This window comes from Paenibacillus antri (genome assembly GCF_005765165.1).
Lineage (GTDB): Bacteria > Bacillota > Bacilli > Paenibacillales > YIM-B00363 > Paenibacillus_AE > Paenibacillus_AE antri.
The window spans coordinates 87,115-102,912 of the sequence record NZ_VCIW01000020.1 but is presented as its reverse complement, the minus strand read 5'-3'; the positions used below and the strand labels follow the sequence as shown (position 1 = coordinate 102,912).

Sequence of the window (15,798 nt, the reverse complement as noted above, 5' to 3'; positions counted from 1 at the left end):
GGAGAGGGGCGGCGAATTCGACGCTCGGCGAATGGATGCGGCAAAGTAACGCGGGCTTCGATTAAATCGGTTTAACGATTCGCTCGACGTCGTACGCCGGAATCAACGACGTCACGGACCGGTTCGTTTCATGTAAGCGCTGTTATACAGATGAGGAGGAATCGGTCGATGGAACAAGTCTTCGAGCGTTATATCGCGCGCGAGGAGCAAAGCGCCTATATCGAAATCCCGTTCCGGATGCCCGAGGGGGTCGAGGCGGTTACAGTAAGCTACGCGGTGAAGGCGGAGGGCGAAGGTAAAGCGACGATCGACTTGGGGCTCCGGGACGAGACGCGAGTTCGCGGCTGGAGCGGCGGCGCGCGCAAGCAGTTTACGGTCGGATTGGAGAAGGCGACCCCCGGTTATCTCGCGGGGCAGCTGAACGCGGGCGACTGGGCGGTGCTCCACAACGCGTACGAGGTGCCGGCCCAGGGCTGCACGGTAACGGTCGCGATCCGATTCGATCTGGCGGCCCCGAGATGGTTGAAGGGAGACTTGCACATGCACAGCGACCATAGCGACGGCACGTACACTTTGGAGGATAACGCGAGGATCATGGAAGAGCTGGGCTGCGACTTCCTGGCGATGACGGATCATAACGCGACGAGCCAGAACGCCGCGTATCCGCGTCGGACGGACGTCGTCATGATCCCGGGCATGGAGTTCACGACGAACTTCGGTCACAGCAACTTCTTAGGGGTACCGGATCCGCTCGACGACTTCCGCGTATCGAGCATGGACGACGTGCGCCGGCGCATCCGTACGGGCCGCGAGCGCGGCGCGAAGATCGTCTTGAACCATCCGCACTGCACCCATTGCCCGTGGCTGTGGGATTTCGACGTCGACTTCGACTGGGTCGAAATTTGGAACGGCCCGTGGCGGTCGGCGAATTTGGATACGCTCAACTGGTGGCATGAACAGTTGGTCTCCGGTCGGCGCCTGACCGCGGTCGGCGGCAGCGATACGCACCGTCCGCATCCGTACATCCGCCATGCCTGGCCGACGACGTGGGTGTACAGCGACACGAAGACGGTGTCCGGCATCTTGAGCGGGATCGATCGGGGCGGCGTCGTGCTGACCTATGCGCCGGAAGGCCCGTTCGTCGCGCTGCAAGCCGGTAGATACGGTATCGGCGCCGTCGTGCCGCGCGGGGCGGCCGACGAAGTTCGACTGGAGGCCGCGGCCTTGCGAGCGGGCGACGTCTTGAAGCTGATCGGCAATCAGGGAACGGTATCGGAGCTGACGATCGAAGCCGACGGACCGTTCGCAATGACGCACCGCTTGGCGGCGGGCGATACGTTCTACCGCGCTGAAGTATGGAGACATTTCGCGGAGGTCGACGAGACGCTGCTCGCGGCCGTCACGAACGCGATTTATTTCGAGGACATCTCGTAGAGGAGGGCGGCTTGCGCGGCGACGTCGGGCAACGGCGAGGGGCGGCGGTTCGTATGGACGATGCCGGCTTGGCCGCTCGCGCAGTCGCTGCGTTCCGGCGACGTCGATCCGGCCGTGCGCGAGGCGGCCGAGTCGCTCGTCCGCTCCGGCCGAATTTCGGCCGTCGACTGGGCCAACGAAGGAGACCGCGCCTAGATCCCGCCGCGGCCGACCCGTACGCATACGGAGAGAAATGCAAACGATATTACAAAGCTTGGGGGCACATCTGGAATGACGATCGAGCTGCGCGTGATGTCTTTCAATTTGCGTTACAACAACGCCGGGGACGGGGCGAACGCCTGGCCGCACCGGATCGAGAAGGTCGTTCGCACGATACGCCGGTACGATCCGCTGCTGATCGGCACGCAGGAAGGGCTGATCGGGATGCTGACCGACCTCGACAAGCGTCTGCCCGAATACGGGCGCCTCGGGATGGGACGGCTGGGCGGGACGGAGGGCGAGTTTAACGCGATATTCTACAAGAAAAGCGAGCTCGCCGTAATCGACTTCGGCCAATTCTGGTTGTCCGACGCGCCGGAGGTTCCCGCCTCGGTCGGTTGGGACGCCGATCTGCCGCGCGTCTGCACGAGCGGCAGATTCCGCCACCGCGCGACGGGACGGGAATTGTATTTCTTCAACACGCACCTCGATCATCGAGGGCGGGAGGCGCGCGTTCAGGGCAGCCGTCTCGTCGGCAGGCGCATCGACGAGGCGCGCGCGGAAGAGGAGCTGCCGCTGATCTTGACGGGCGACTTCAACTGCCATCCGTCGCATGAGCCGGTGCGTTACTTGCGCGGAGAAGCCGAGGAGCGGATGGCGACGCGACTCGCCGATGCTTACGGCGCGCTTCCCGACGGACGCGCCGGCTTGACGGCGCACGACTTCCGAGGCGGGGCGGAAGGGGAGCCGATCGACTACATTTTCGTAACGGAGGAGTGCGTCGTAAGGTCTGTCGAGGTGGTCCGCGACGTCGTGGACGGCGGGTATCCGTCGGACCATTACCCGATCGTCGCTTCGCTTCGGATTCGGTAGAAATTGTAAGCTCGTTCGCCGAAACGAATGCGTACCCGAGGGCGTCTCTATTTTTATGGAGAGATGGAACGGGAGGCGTTGATCGGATGAAGCGTTGGTTTGGAAAAAGAAGCCTCGCCGCGTCGCTGTCCGCCGCGCTGCTCTTCGGCGGCGCGGCCGCATGGCCGGATACATCGTCGGCGGACGACGCGGCTCCGCGGACGACGACGCGGGAGGTCGTATTCGACATCGACCGGGGCAGCGTGCTGGTGAACAGCCGCGCGCCGAAGCGCTCGGGTTTACGGCGGAATACGATCCGAAGAGCTACGACGCGGTTCTCCGGAACGACGAAACTCGCATTCACGTACCGGCTGAAGATCGAGTCGCCGGGCAAGGCCGCGTTCGTGCTGGTGCCGCTTCGCGGCCTGTACATGGGCGCGGTCAAATTCGACGGCGACGTCGTGAAGACGGATGCGCTGCACGTCGGCGAGGTGTACGCGATCGGCCGCACGAACGGCACGGAACCGTCCGTCGAACTGGAGCTCGGCGCCGCTTCCGGCTCGTTCATGCCGTTCGTGGTGCTCGTCGTGCCGCTGCCGTAACGAAAGAGCCGTTCCCTGCCCGCTGAGGCGATTCGGGCGGGGAGGAGGTCTCTCTCCCGGCGTTCCTTCTCCTCGTCTTCCCTTCGCTCAGCCGAAGATCCCAAATGGAAAGCGTACGGAGCCGAGTCGAAGGGATCCGAGGACAATGGCGGTTCGAGTGCAAGCAGGCACCATCTAGGAGCGGATGGCTGTTCGGCCAGGGGCTGCGTCGACATACCAGCTAAGGATCTGACTTAGTTGCCGGGAAAAGCGGCTCTTTGCTGAGTCAAGGGAAGTCGAGGATAAGGGGCGTTCGGGATAATGAAGGCTCCTGGTTTGGAGCGGATGACTTTGCGGAAACGGGCTGAATAATATGCAGACGGGGAGACGTGCGGCGTGCCGGAAGAGGCGACGGGAGGGCAATGGAAAGAAGCGGAGGCGGGAAACGGAACAGTGCGACGGCGGGCAGCAGGAGACGGATACAGCAAGTTGTGCGGTTTACGAAAAAAGCCGCCCCGACGTATCGGGGCGGCTCCAACCGTTCGTTACTCCTTCGCGTTCGGCACGGCGCATGCGCCGTCGGCGCACGCTTCGCCGCCGTTCGCGGCATCGCCGCCGAGCACGGTGAGCGACGGCCGGCTCTCGTCCCAAGCCTGCTGCAGCGCGCCGACGAACGTCGCCGTCGGCTGGGCGCCGGAGATGCCGTACTTGCGGTCGATGACGAAGAACGGCACGCCGCGAATGCCGAGGGCGGAGCCGTCGCTCTCGTCGGCGCGCACCGCGTCCGCGAACGCGTCGCTCGCGAGCGCCTCAAGCGCCGCTTCGCGGTTCAGCCCGACGTCCGCCGCGAGATCCGCCAGCGTCTCCCGGTCGCCGAGATGCTTCGCCTCGGTGAAGTATGCGTGCAGCAGCCGCTCGGTCATCTCGTGGGCTTTGCCTTCCGACGCGGCGAAGTGCGCCAGCCGATGCGCGTCGAACGTGTTCGTGAATTTCCACTCGTCATAGTTGTAGTCGAGACCCACTTGCTTCGCTTGCGCGGCCAAGCCGGCGTTCGACTGCCTCGCTTGCTCGAGGCTCATGCCGTACTTTTTCGCCAAAGCCTCATGTACGTTGTATGCGACGCCCTTCTCCATCCGCGGATCGAGCTCGAAGCTGCGGTAGACGACTTCGACGTCGTCCCGGAACGGCAGCGACGCGAGCGCTTCCTCGAACCTCCGCTTGCCGATATAACAAAACGGACACACGAAGTCCGACCAAATTTCCACTTTCATCGCGCGGCCACCTCCATTGGATTTTCTCAATTATACTTGGTTATTAAAAGTAAGTAAATCCTTCCGATACTTCCCGGGACTCGCCCCGGTCGCCCGCTTGAACTGGCGATGGAACGCCGTCGGACTTTCGTAGCCGACCGACGCGGCGATCTTGTCGACGCTGTCGTCGGTCGTGAGCAGCAGCCGCTTGGCCGCTTCGATGCGGCATCGGATCAAATACTGGATCGGGGACAGCCCCGTCTCCCGTCGAAACAGCCGCGACAGATGGAACGGGCTCAGATGCACGGCGGACGCGATGTCGTCCAGCGTCAGCGGCAGACTGTAGCGATCGTTCATGAACAGCGCCGCGAGGCGAGCCGTCCGGTCGGGGGCGGGACGTCCGGCGGCTCTGTCTGGGTAGCGGAGCAATCGCAGCACGTCCACGACGAGCAGCCGAAGCAAGGCGTCGACCGCTTCTTGGTATTCGGGCGCGGCGTCGCCGAACTCTTCGATCAGCCGCTCGAAGGCGGCCTTCATCGCCGGGAACCGGTCCCGGGTCGGGAGTAGGCACGGCTTCCCCGGCTCGTCGAACCGGTCGGGCGCGAGCCCCGCGACGCGCAGTCCTTGATGCCCGAGGTAATAAAACCGGAACGGCGCCGAGGGCTCGGACGCTTCCTGATGCCATACGCCGGGCGGGAAAAAGACGAGATCGCCCTGCCTCGCGACGAAGGGCGATCGATCGACGACGTAGCGGGCCTCCCCTTCTATGATTAGGAGCAGCTCGCCGTGATCTTCATGGCGGTGCAGCGGGTAAACGGACGGTTCTCCGATCCGTTTGCGAACCTCGGCGGCATAAAGACAAGTAGGAGCTTCCGCGATCAAAGTAGACATGTAGGATCATCACCGCAAGAACGAGCAGATTATCGGCAAGAATGCCGATGGCGCATTTCCCGGAATGTACCATACAATGAGCATGAATTCAATGCGAATCTCGAGTCCGGGGGGAGTACGGGTGAATGAGGAGAATAGCAAGTTTGAAGAGGCGCTGGCGGCTTTGGGCGCGTTCGACGACCTCTTGACCGAAGAGGAGAAGGCGTCGATCGACGAGCGGGGGTTCGTCGTGTTTCCGGGCGTGCTGTCGGAAGCGGCGCTGGCCAAGCTGAGAGACAAGTACGAGGAATTGATGGAGCGGGAAGGCGCGAACGCGGGCATGGAGGTCCATCAGGAACAGGGGACGCGCCGACTGGCGGATCTGGTCAACAAGGGGTCCGTCTTCGATACGGTGTACGTGCATCCTAAAGTGCTCGCCGCCGCGCGTCGGGTGATCGGCCGTCCGTTCCAGCTGTCGTCTCTGAACGCGCGCGACGCGGTTCCCGGCGAAGGGCTGCAGGCGCTGCACGCGGATTGGGGGCCGAGGCGGGCGGACGAACCGTTCCATGTGTGCAACTCCATCTGGCTTATCGACGACTTCACGGCGGACAACGGCGCGACGCGCATCGTGCCCGGGACGCATAAGCTCGGCGGTTCGCCTTCCGATTATATGGCCGATCCGAGGGATCCCCATCCGGACGAAGTCGCGCTCGTCGCGCCGGCGGGCACGGTGTGCGTGTTCAATTCGCACGTATGGCACGGCGGCACGACGAACCGGACGAATCGGACGCGGCGCGCCATGCATTCGTATTACACGGCCCGGGAGCTGCCGCAGCAGCTCCGTCAAGCCGAATACATCCGCAAGCAGACGTACGACAGAATTTCGCCCGCGGCGAGGTATATCCTGAACGTGTAAACGCCAATGCTCCTATGGTAGACTCAATAGTAAACGATGCGAAAGTGGGTCGAACATATGGAGCAGAAAAAAATAAGCGTCATTCACGCGCCGTTCGGGCTCGGCTCGAGCCGGTCGGGGACGGAGCTCGGACCGGAGAGCATGCGCGTCGCCGGGCTTCTGCGGCAAATCAAAGCGCTCGGGTACGACGTGACGGGCGAGTTCACCGTCGAGACGCCAGGGGCAGGTGCGGCGTCGACGTCGAAGATGAAGCATGAGGCGGCCGTTCGCGGCATGTCGAGCCGGGTTGCGGATCTCGTGACGGACGCCGCGCGAGGGGGCGGCTTCCCGCTCGTTCTCGGCGGCGACCAGAGCGTCTCGATCGGCGCTTTCGCCGGACTGACGCGGCACTACGCGAACCTGGGCGCGATCTGCTTTACGGCGTACGGCGGCTTGCTTACCGAAGCTTCCTCCCCGACCGGCGACGCGAACGGCATGCCGCTCGCGATCGCACTCGGCAAGGCGGGATTCCGGCTGTCCGACGTCGCGGAAGGGGCCAAGCTTCTGAGCAAGGACAAGCTCGTGCTGATCAGCGTTCGGCATCTCGAGCCGGAGGAGCGGGATATAATCCGTTCCGAGGGCATCGCGTTCTTCTCGATGTACGATATCGACAAGCACGGGATCGAAAAGGTGATCGCCCAAGCGATGGACATCGCGGGCGACGGCACGGACGGCGTCCATCTCAGCATCTCGGCCGACAGCCTCGACCCGCTCGAGGCGCCCGGCGTCGGCTTCCCGATCCCCGGGGGATTGTCGTATCGGGAGGCGCATTTCGCCTGCGAGCTGCTGGCGGAAACCGGCCGCATCACGTCGATGGACGTCGCCGAAGTGAACCCGTCGCAGGACGACAACCGCCGTACGGCGCGGCTCGCGGTCGGGCTCGTCATGTCGGCGCTAGGCAAGCGCATTATTTAGCGGCGCCGCCGGCTCCATCGGGCGCCGGCCGCGAACGATACGTAGGCGACGACGACGAGGACGGCCGCGGCGAACGCGGCCGTCTTTCCCGTTAGCGCCGGCTCCGGCGGCTGCGCCGGGGGCGGCGGGAACGTCTCGATCGGTTCGCCTAGCGCGTGACGCGCGAACGCGCTCTCCGTGCCGCTGTTGCCGCACAGGATCGGGGACCAAGCGTCGTCATGGCGTTCGGCGAACACGACATATTCCCCGTCTTCGCGGAAGTCGACCCACATATTCGGTTGCACGACGACCGACGGCCCGACGTCCGCGCCCTTCCATACGGCGTCGACGCGCAGCGCGACGGTGCCGTCGTCGCGGCGTTCGTCGACTTCGCCGCGGAAGACGGCTGCCGCGCGCGCGAACTCCTCCTCCAGCGGGATGACTCTCGCGCAGCTTAGCGCGGATGCAGGCGTCGGCGACGCAGCGAACGCTGTTAGCATTTGGATCGCAGCGGCGAGGAGGAAGAGCGGGCGGAACATTTTCATAACGAACACCCCCATTACTATCCAGACGAATCGTCGCGCGAGAAGGTTTCCGCGCCCTAGGAGGGATCGAACGATGAACATCGATATCGTCGGCGGCGGCTCGCTGGGCTTGCTGCTGGCGGGCAAAGCGGCGCGCGTGGCGGGCGTAAGGGTCCGGCTGATCGCGCGGACGTCGGCGCAGGCCGAGGGCATCGCGCGGGACGGCGTATCCGTGCTAGAGACGAGCGGCGTCGAGCGCCGGTCGCGCCTATCGTGCGCTTCCTTCGACGCGGCGGTCTCGGAGCCCGTCGAAGCGGACTGGCTCTGGTTCGCGACGAAGCAGACGCACTGGAGCGAGGCGCTGCTGGCTTATGCCGCGGGCGCGGCGAAGGCCGGGGCGCGGCTGCTGCTGTTCCAGAACGGCGTCGGGCACGCCGAGCGGCTCGCGGGGGCCGGTGCGCCGCCGGAAAGCGTCTTCGTCGCGGTGACGACCGAAGGCGCGAGGAAGACGGCGGCGGACGCGGTCGCCCACACCGGCGCGGGGACGACGGCGATCGGAAGCGCAGGCGCGGCGGCTTCGGAGGCCGCGGCCGCGGACTTGACCGGGCAGGCGCTGCCGGCGCGCGACGTCCTCCGGGCGGCGGGCTTCGACGCGGACGTCGTACCCGACATCGAACGGTACGTCAGGCGGAAGCTGCTGACGAACAGCGTCATCAATCCGTTGACCGCGGTCCTTCGCGCGACGAACGGCGAGCTGGCGGCGTCCCCGCATTACCGCTCGGTCATGCGGGCGCTGTTCGACGAGGCGTACGCGGCGCTTACGACTGCGGCGGACGCGGCGGACCCGGAGGCCGAGTGGCGTCAAGTGCTTCGCGTGTGCGAGCTTACGGCGGGCAACCACTCGTCGATGCTGCAGGACGTGCTCGGCGGCCGGGAAACCGAGATCGAAGCGATCACGGGCGCGGTGCTCCGGTCGGCGGCCGCCAAGGGGCTCGCGGCGCCGACGAATGCGGCGATGTACGCGATGGTGCGCGGGTTGTCCTCGGCAAAGGTTGACGCTGATTCTCACTCCCGGGATTCATAGAAGATTCACTTGCCAACGGTCCCTTTTCGGCATATTATGATTATAATAAGTTCTAAATTAGAATTATTATAATTTATGGACCGGGAGGGATCGGCATGATCGAAAAGGACTACCACCATATCAGCCACCGCAAGGAGCAAACGAAAACGAAGAAGACGCTCTGGATCACGCTGATTCTGACGTTCGCGTTTACGATCGTAGAGGTGATCGGCGGTCTTCTCTCCAATTCGCTCGCCCTGCTCTCCGATTCGGCGCATATGATTTCCGACGTGGCGGCGCTCGGCCTCAGCATGGCGGCGATCTATATGGCGACGCGGAAGCCCAACGGCAAGTACACGTTCGGCTACGTCCGCTTCGAGACGATCGCGTCGTTCTTGAACGGACTGGCGTTGGTCGTGATCGCCGGCGGCATTTTCGTGCAGGGGGTACTGCGCGCCGTTCGTCCGGAGCCGATCGATCTCGGCTTGATGCTCGGCATCGCCTCCATCGGCCTCGTCGTCAACATCGTGCTGACGACCGTGCTCAGCCGCAGCATGAAGGAAGAGAAGAACTTGAACGTGCAGAGCGCGCTGTGGCATTTCATCGGCGACCTGCTCAGCTCCGTCGGCGTCATCGTGTCGGCCGTGCTCATCTACTTCACCGGCGTCACGTTGTTCGACCCGCTCGTCAGCATGGCGATCGGCGGCATCATCGCGGCCGGCGGCTGGCGCATCGTGAAGGAGTCGTACCGCGTTCTGATGGATACGGTGCCGGATCATCTCGATCTGGAGGCGATCCGCAAGGACATTCTCGCGGTCGAAGGCGTCCGGAACGTGCACGACATGCACGTATGGACGATCGCGACGGATCAGTATTCGCTGACCGCCCACGTGTTCGTGCAGCAGGACATTCAGCCGATGTGCGTCACGCTCGCGGTGAGCGAGATGCTGACCGCGAAGCATGGCATCGCCCACTCGACGATCCAGATCGAGCATCCGCTGCTGCATGATCACGGTGAGTTCGGCAAGCAGCACTTGAAGGTCGTCTCGTAAATTCGCGCCGCGCAACGGCCGCCCATCGAGGTTTTTCTCCTCGCTCGGGCGGCCGTGTTTGTTGTTGCCGCCGGGGGCTTCTCTCATGCCGACTAAGCGCGAATTCGAGGTTATTGGCGAATTATCCGCTTAACCCGGTCGGCTAAGCGCGAATTCGCGCTTATAAGCGGAACTATCCGCTTAAACCGGTTGGCTAAGCGCGAATTCGCGCTTATAAGCGGAACTACCCGCTTAAACCGGTCGGCAAAGCGCGAATTCGCGCTTATAAACGGAACTATCCGGTTAACCCCGCCGGGCCAGTACCGGTATCATCCGGTGAATCCCAGGAGCCGGAAGTAACGGCAAATTTGCCCCGTTATCTCGGGAACAAGTAATCCACCAAACGCTGCCGCGAATCGAGCGACGCGCCGATCGCCGCGAGCGTGTACTGCTGCAGCGTCTTGTTCCGGTCAAGCTCCGCGGCGAGCCGCAAAGGGTCGACCGCCTGATACTTCTCGACCAGCAAGTCGAGCTCCCGTTGCTTGCTTTCCATCAAGCCGGCGCGCGACTCCAAAATAAACTCGCCGGTCCCTAGCCGCTCCCGCAGCCCGGTCAACGTCTCGATCGCGTCCTCCAGCCTCCCGACCGCCGCATTCGCGTTGCCCGTCGACGACACGGACGTATCCGCGAGATCGAGCCCGTCGTCTCCCGCGGTCGTATTCGGCAGCGTCAGCTCGTAATACTCCCCTCCCGGACCCGTGGCGATGCGGAAGCCGGATCCGGCGGCCGAATACGTACCGTCCAAATACGTCTTCCCGCCGAAGCCGGTCCCCTCCGCGATTCTCGTCAGCTGCTCCGTCAGCTCCTCGTATTGCTCGTTCAGCGCGCTGCGCTCGCTCGGGCTGAGGCCTCCCGCGGAAACCTTGTTCGCGATGTCCCTCATGTTCTCGAGCGTCTCGAGCTGCAGTCCGACCGCGTCATGCACATGGGAGACGACCGCCGTCCCTTCGTCGATCATATTCAAATAAGTCTCGTATCGGGCGCTTTCTACTTCTAAGGCGTGAATCCGTCGATAGAGATAGGGATCGTCTTTGGGCGAGGTAATGCGTTTCCCCGTGGAGAGCTGCACCGTCAGGCGATCGTTGGCGGATTGCAGCCGACTATAGTTGTATACTGCTTGCAGGATGGATCCGAACGAAACCGTCACTGTCAACCGTCCCCCTATCGAATCGCGGCGCGAATCGCTTCGACCGCGGCGTCGTATTCCCGCTCGTGCACGTGAAGCGAGGCGCGCGCGTACGTCATGACGAGCGCGTCGCACGTCGCGGCGTCGGCCCCCGGAAGCTCGCGGTTCCGGCGAATCCAACCGGACAAGGCGTTCAACGCGCGAAGCGCCCGGTGCTCGAACGCCGCGCGTCGCAGAGGTCGATCCGCGGCTTCCGCCGCTTGCCGTACCGCCGCGACGGCGGCATCGTGCAGCTTGAGCGCGGCCGCGCCGGCGTCGAGCGTCGAAGCGTACGCTTCCTGATATGCGCGGAGCTTCTCCCGGTAAACCGTCTGATCGATAACCGCCGCCTCCTCGTCTCTCGCGAATTCTATGTACTCTATCTCTATGAAGAGAGAGGGAAGATATGACATGTAATCATGTGAAATAAAATTTCAAAATATATATTGAAACGCGAAACGTAATGTTATACGCTTAGTTCGAAGCCTAGCAATCATTGGCAATCCGTCGGGAGAAGGAGGGATGGAGGAACGCGGGGGGCCGCGGGGAAGGATTCGTTTCTTTGAAAGCGCATTCATCATCTCATTCGAAAAGGAAGTGGACTTACAAGCTATGTTCAATCGCACCTCTCGAAAAGGGATCGCCGCCGCCGTCGCCGCGCTGCTGGGCATGCAGGCGCTGCTGTTCGGCGCGGGCGCCGAAGTCGCCTCCGCAAGCGTTGCGTCGGGCGATGTCGTCGTCGAGTCGTTCGAGCAGACGACCGGTCTGTTCGCGTCCGCCGCGCAAGCAAGGGGCGTTCGGCTCGATCTCGTCTCCCGGCCGGAGACGATCCATTACGGCTTTCACGCGGTGAAGCTGTCGTACGATTTCACCGGGACGACCGGCACGTCGGCGGCGTACGTCAACTTCCGCGACCCTTCGGGAACGACCGGCCGGACGATGCCGGGCAAGCCGACGCGAATCGGCGTCTGGGTGTACGGGGACGGCAACGATCATTGGCTGCGAGGGCAGCTTCAGGACGCCGCCGGCACGAGAACGGCCGTCGATTTCACGACGAGCTCGGGCCTCAATTGGGAAGGGTGGAGGTTCGTCACCGCGGCGGTGCCGGCCGCGATGGCGGCGCCGATCAAACTCAACCAGATCTACGTCGCCGAGACGAAGGCCGACAATAAGAACGCCGGAGCGATTTACTTCGATCAGCTGAGGGCGTTCTACGGCAGCTTCTCCGTCTACGGCCTCGACCTCGCCGGCGTGCCGCCGCTTGCGGTCGGCGAGACGGCGCAGGCGCGCGCCTTCGCGACGTACGCGAACGCCTCCGCGCCGACGCCGGTCGCAAGCGGCCTGTCGTTCGCGAGCAGCGATCCGGCGGTGGCGACGGTGGACGCGAACGGCGTCGTGACGGCGGTCGGCGTCGGTACGGCCGCGATTACGGCACGGTACGCCGGCGCGCCGGAAGCGTCCTACGCCGTCTCCGTCGCGGCGGAGAGCGTCGCGCCCGAGCGGCTCGAGGCGTCGGGACCGACGCGGCTCGAGACGGGGGCGACCGGCGAGATGCGGGCGTACGCCGCGTACGCCGGGCTGGCGGAGCCGGTCGCTGCGCTTGACGGCGTATCGTTCGCCTCGAGCGACCCCGGCGTGGCCGCGATCGACGCGACGGGGCGAGTAACCGCCGTCGCGAAAGGAACCGCGACGCTGACGGCGACCTACCGCGGGGCGTCGACCGAGCTCGCGCTCGAAGTGACGGAGCCGGTGCCGGTGCTGCAGTCGATCGAGGTCGCGGGGCTTCGCGCGATGATCGTCGGATCGACGCAGCAGGCGAAGGTGCTCGGTACATACACCTGGCTGCCGGCGCCGGTCGACGTGACGGCGGACGCGGCGTTCGCGAGCAGCGACCCGTCGGTCGCGACGGTCGGCGCGGACGGCGCGGTGGTCGCGCGCGCCTTCGGCACGACGCGCATCACGGCGACGTTCGGCGGCAAGACGGCGTCGCATTATCTCGTCGTGAACGAGCCGCACGAGGCGCCGAAGGCGGAGCTGCGGGCGGCGTGGATCGCGACGGTCGACAACGTCGACTGGCCGCGGAAGGGCGTCACGGACGCGGCGACGCAGCAGCGGGACTACGTCGAGCTGCTCGACGAGCTGAAGGCCGCGGGCATGAACGCGGTCATTATGCAGATCAAGCCGACGGCGGACGCGTTCTATCCGTCGGCATACGGACCTTGGTCGGAATGGCTGACCGGGCAGCAGGGCAAAGACCCGGGCTACAATCCGCTCGCGTTCACGCTCGAGGAAGCCCATAAGCGCAATCTGGAATTCCATGCGTGGTTCAACCCGTACCGCATCAGCCTGCAGGACGACGTAACGAAGCTCGTGCCCGATCATCCGGCGCGGTTGCATCCGGAATGGGTCGTCAGCTACGGCGGCAAGCTGTACTTCGACCCGGGCATTCCGGAGGCGAAGCAGTTCATTATCGACGGCATTATGGAAGTCGTAGAGCAATATGACATCGACGCGGTGCATTTCGACGATTATTTCTATCCGTATCCGGTGGCCGGTGTCGACTTCCCGGATCAGAAGACGTACGAAACGTACGGCGCGGGCTTCGCGAACAAGGCGGACTGGCGGCGCCACAACGTAAATACGTTCGTGCAGGAGGTCGCCGCTGCGATTAAAGCCGAGAAGCCGCACGTGAAGTTCGGCATCAGTCCGTTCGGTATTTGGAAAAACAAATCGCAAGACCCGGCCGGCTCCGATACGAACGGGCTGAGCAGCTACGACGCCATCTACGCCGATTCGAAGACGTGGGTGGAACAAGAGTGGATCGATTACATTACGCCGCAAATTTATTGGTACATGGGGTATTCGCCCGCGGCGTACGACGTGCTGGTCGAGTGGTGGAGCGATCTCGTTAAGGGGAAAAACGTGCACCTCTACAGCGGGCAGGCGGCATATCGGATCGGCTCGGCCGACGCCGCATGGCAAAACCCCGACGAAATGCCGAACCAAGTCGCGTATAACCGCAATTACGACGAGGTGCGAGGCAGCATGTACTTCAGCGCCAAGTGGTTCGGGGACAATCCGCTCGGCTTTACCGACCGGCTGAAGAACGAGCTGTACCGCGAGCCCGCGCTCGTGCCCGTCATGCCGTGGCTCGGCGGGACGGCGCCGCAGGCGCCGGCGGAGACGTCCGCGACCGCGCATGGCGGTGCCGGCGTCGAGCTGACGTGGCGGGGCGGCGGCGCGTCGGCCGGGGACGAGGCGGCGTACTACGTCGTCTACCGGTTCGACGGCGCGGACGCCGGCGATACGAGCCGGCCGGAGAGCATCGTCGGGACGACGCGCGCAGCAAGCGGGGCCGTGCAACGCTTCGCGGATGAGTCGGCCGCGGCGGGAGCGACGTACACGTACGTTGTGACGGCGGTCAGCCGCCTTCATCGGGAGAGCGCCCCGAGCGCTCCGGCGACGGTGCGGAACGTGCCGGACGTCGAGGCGCCGACGACGACCGCCGTCGCGTCCGGGGAGGAGCGGAACGGCTGGTACGTCTCGAGCGTGACGGTGACGCTGTCCGCCGCGGACAACGACGCGGGGGCGCTTCGGACGGAGACGAGTTTCGACGACGGCGCGACGTGGCGGGCGTACGAAGGTCCGATCGTCCTCGACGAAGACGGCACGCATCGGATCACGTACAGAAGCGCGGACGCCGCGGGGAACGTCGAAGCCGCGAAGACGCTGTCCGTCCGCATCGACCGGACGGCGCCGACGATCGTCTTCGAAGGCGCGCGCGCCTATGCGATCGACGAGTTCGTCGACGTGCGCTGCGTCGCGTCGGATACCGTCTCCGGCATCGTATACGACCCATGCATCGGCGCGGTCGTGTCGATGCCGGCGCTGGAGCTGGGCGTCGGGACGCACGAGACGACCGTCAGCGCCGTCGACGCGGCGGGCAACGTCGGCTCCGCCACGGCGACGTTCGCCGTCGAAGCGCCCGACGCCGCCGTCCTCGCCCGGTTGATCGAGGCGTACGTTTCGGGGCCGGGGGAGGAAGGTATCGAGAACTCCTTGCATAAGAAAGTAGAGCTGGGCAACCTCGAAGCGTTCGCGAACGAGGTTCGCGCGTTAACCGGCAAGCGGCTGACGGAGGAGCAGGCGGCGATGCTGCTTGCCGTCGCCGAGCTGCTGTAGACGAACGAAAGCCGCGTCCTTTCGGTAGAACTACGGTTCTGCCGAAAAGGCGCGGCTCTTTTTGTGTGGAAGGCAACAAACGGATAACGGCGTCCGTTGTAGAAAGAAAGGGGGAATTCGATGAAAAAAATCCCGATTTTCGTCGCCTTAGCCGTTTGTTACGCGCTCTTCGCCAACGAAGCTCCCGCTTATGCTTGTTCGCCTGCTCCTTGGTTTTTCGAGGATGCCTACGAGTCGAAAGCCATGGTGTACGGCAAGGTAATCGAGACCGAAAACGATGGTAGAAAAGCAACGGTGGATGTGATTTCTTATGTTGGTCCCAACCATGCACCTGCGCGCATCCGAATGCCGGAAACGATCGACGATCGGGACCAATATCCCGCAGGCTATAGCTGCCCTGACTTTTCGATGAAGTTTGAGCCAGGCGAAGAATATATCTTCTTCTTAAGGGACATCCCGCCGAACCTTCGACTTCTTTCCCCAAGCTATAGAACTGCATCGAACGTCGAAAACGGGCAGGTGATCGTCGGATTGCCTAGGGGAGAAACGGACTCGCTGCAACATCGATTGCAGGAATTTGCGCGAATTAGCGGGTATCCCATCCAGTCGCCTGATCGTTCCTCCCCGGTTTGGAGCGATAACAATAACATTGCTTGGTTATGGGTTGTATTCGCTTCTAGCATCTTATCGGGGATCATTTACTTTTCATACAAAAGGGCGAAACGCTAAACGGAAATCC

15 protein-coding genes are annotated in these 15,798 nt (G+C 63.8%); 10 read left to right on the top strand and 5 right to left on the bottom strand.

Annotated elements, in window-relative coordinates:
- The first annotated feature begins 168 nt into the window (after positions 1 to 168).
- From FE782_RS24720 to FE782_RS24710, 4 genes are all read left to right on the top strand, one after another.
- Positions 169 to 1,434 carry a CehA/McbA family metallohydrolase gene (locus FE782_RS24720; protein WP_238392654.1) on the top strand — a complete coding sequence of 422 codons (1,266 nt, stop codon included), beginning with the start codon at positions 169 to 171 and terminating at the stop codon, positions 1,432 to 1,434.
- A 60-nt stretch (positions 1,435 to 1,494) separates the two neighbouring features.
- A complete protein-coding gene (locus FE782_RS33150) occupies positions 1,495 to 1,629 on the top strand; it encodes a hypothetical protein (RefSeq protein ID WP_274388755.1) in 135 nt (44 codons plus the stop codon).
- Positions 1,630 to 1,704: 75 nt separating this feature from the next.
- Positions 1,705 to 2,505 (top strand): endonuclease/exonuclease/phosphatase family protein, encoded by an 801-nt coding sequence (locus FE782_RS24715; RefSeq protein ID WP_238392653.1) that lies wholly within the window; start codon positions 1,705 to 1,707, stop codon positions 2,503 to 2,505.
- An 86-nt stretch (positions 2,506 to 2,591) separates the two neighbouring features.
- A complete protein-coding gene (locus FE782_RS24710) occupies positions 2,592 to 3,086 on the top strand; it encodes a hypothetical protein (RefSeq protein WP_138197034.1) in 495 nt (164 codons plus the stop codon).
- A 524-nt stretch (positions 3,087 to 3,610) separates the two neighbouring features.
- Here FE782_RS24710 and FE782_RS24705 read toward each other — a convergent pair.
- Together FE782_RS24705 and FE782_RS24700 are read right to left on the bottom strand one after the other, a co-directional pair.
- A complete protein-coding gene (locus tag FE782_RS24705) occupies positions 3,611 to 4,336 on the bottom strand; it encodes a DsbA family oxidoreductase (RefSeq protein WP_138197033.1) in 726 nt (241 codons plus the stop codon).
- Between the two features lie 30 nt (positions 4,337 to 4,366).
- Positions 4,367 to 5,206: a helix-turn-helix transcriptional regulator gene (locus FE782_RS24700; protein WP_138197032.1), complete on the bottom strand. Its 840-nt coding sequence runs from the start codon at positions 5,204 to 5,206 to the stop codon at positions 4,367 to 4,369.
- A gap of 121 nt (positions 5,207 to 5,327) precedes the next feature.
- Between FE782_RS24700 and FE782_RS24695 the strand changes: the two genes are divergently transcribed.
- Complete coding sequence (locus tag FE782_RS24695; protein ID WP_202914600.1) at positions 5,328 to 6,101, top strand: phytanoyl-CoA dioxygenase family protein; 774 nt, start codon at positions 5,328 to 5,330, stop codon at positions 6,099 to 6,101.
- Positions 6,102 to 6,158: 57 nt separating this feature from the next.
- Positions 6,159 to 7,055 (top strand): arginase, encoded by an 897-nt coding sequence (locus FE782_RS24690; protein WP_238392652.1) that lies wholly within the window; start codon positions 6,159 to 6,161, stop codon positions 7,053 to 7,055.
- Here the strand turns inward: FE782_RS24690 and FE782_RS24685 are convergent.
- Entirely contained in the window at positions 7,052 to 7,579 is a 528-nt protein-coding gene (locus FE782_RS24685) for a hypothetical protein (protein ID WP_158299530.1), read from the bottom strand. The two genes, FE782_RS24690 and FE782_RS24685, sit on opposite strands and share 4 nt — an antisense overlap.
- Positions 7,580 to 7,652: 73 nt before the next feature.
- On the opposite strand from FE782_RS24685, the gene FE782_RS24680 reads away from it, so the two are divergent.
- Both FE782_RS24680 and FE782_RS24675 read left to right on the top strand, forming a co-directional pair.
- Positions 7,653 to 8,642 (top strand): ketopantoate reductase family protein, encoded by a 990-nt coding sequence (locus tag FE782_RS24680; protein ID WP_158299529.1) that lies wholly within the window; start codon positions 7,653 to 7,655, stop codon positions 8,640 to 8,642.
- Positions 8,643 to 8,737: 95 nt separating this feature from the next.
- Positions 8,738 to 9,673: a cation diffusion facilitator family transporter gene (locus tag FE782_RS24675; protein ID WP_138197028.1), complete on the top strand. Its 936-nt coding sequence runs from the start codon at positions 8,738 to 8,740 to the stop codon at positions 9,671 to 9,673.
- 355 nt (positions 9,674 to 10,028) lie between these two features.
- Here FE782_RS24675 and FE782_RS24670 read toward each other — a convergent pair whose 3' ends face one another.
- Positions 10,029 to 10,859, bottom strand: coding sequence for a flagellin (locus FE782_RS24670; RefSeq protein ID WP_158299528.1), 831 nt, complete (start codon positions 10,857 to 10,859; stop codon positions 10,029 to 10,031).
- 14 nt (positions 10,860 to 10,873) lie between these two features.
- Positions 10,874 to 11,290 carry a hypothetical protein gene (locus FE782_RS32410; protein ID WP_158299527.1) on the bottom strand — a complete coding sequence of 139 codons (417 nt, stop codon included), beginning with the start codon at positions 11,288 to 11,290 and terminating at the stop codon, positions 10,874 to 10,876.
- 199 nt (positions 11,291 to 11,489) lie between these two features.
- Here FE782_RS32410 and FE782_RS24665 point away from each other — a divergent pair, with 199 nt between their 5' ends.
- A complete protein-coding gene (locus FE782_RS24665; protein WP_202914599.1) occupies positions 11,490 to 15,059 on the top strand; it encodes a family 10 glycosylhydrolase in 3,570 nt (1,189 codons plus the stop codon).
- 120 nt (positions 15,060 to 15,179) lie between these two features.
- Positions 15,180 to 15,788, top strand: a complete 609-nt coding sequence (locus FE782_RS24660) for a hypothetical protein (protein ID WP_138197026.1) — start codon at positions 15,180 to 15,182, stop codon at positions 15,786 to 15,788.
- Positions 15,789 to 15,798: the final 10 nt, after the last annotated feature.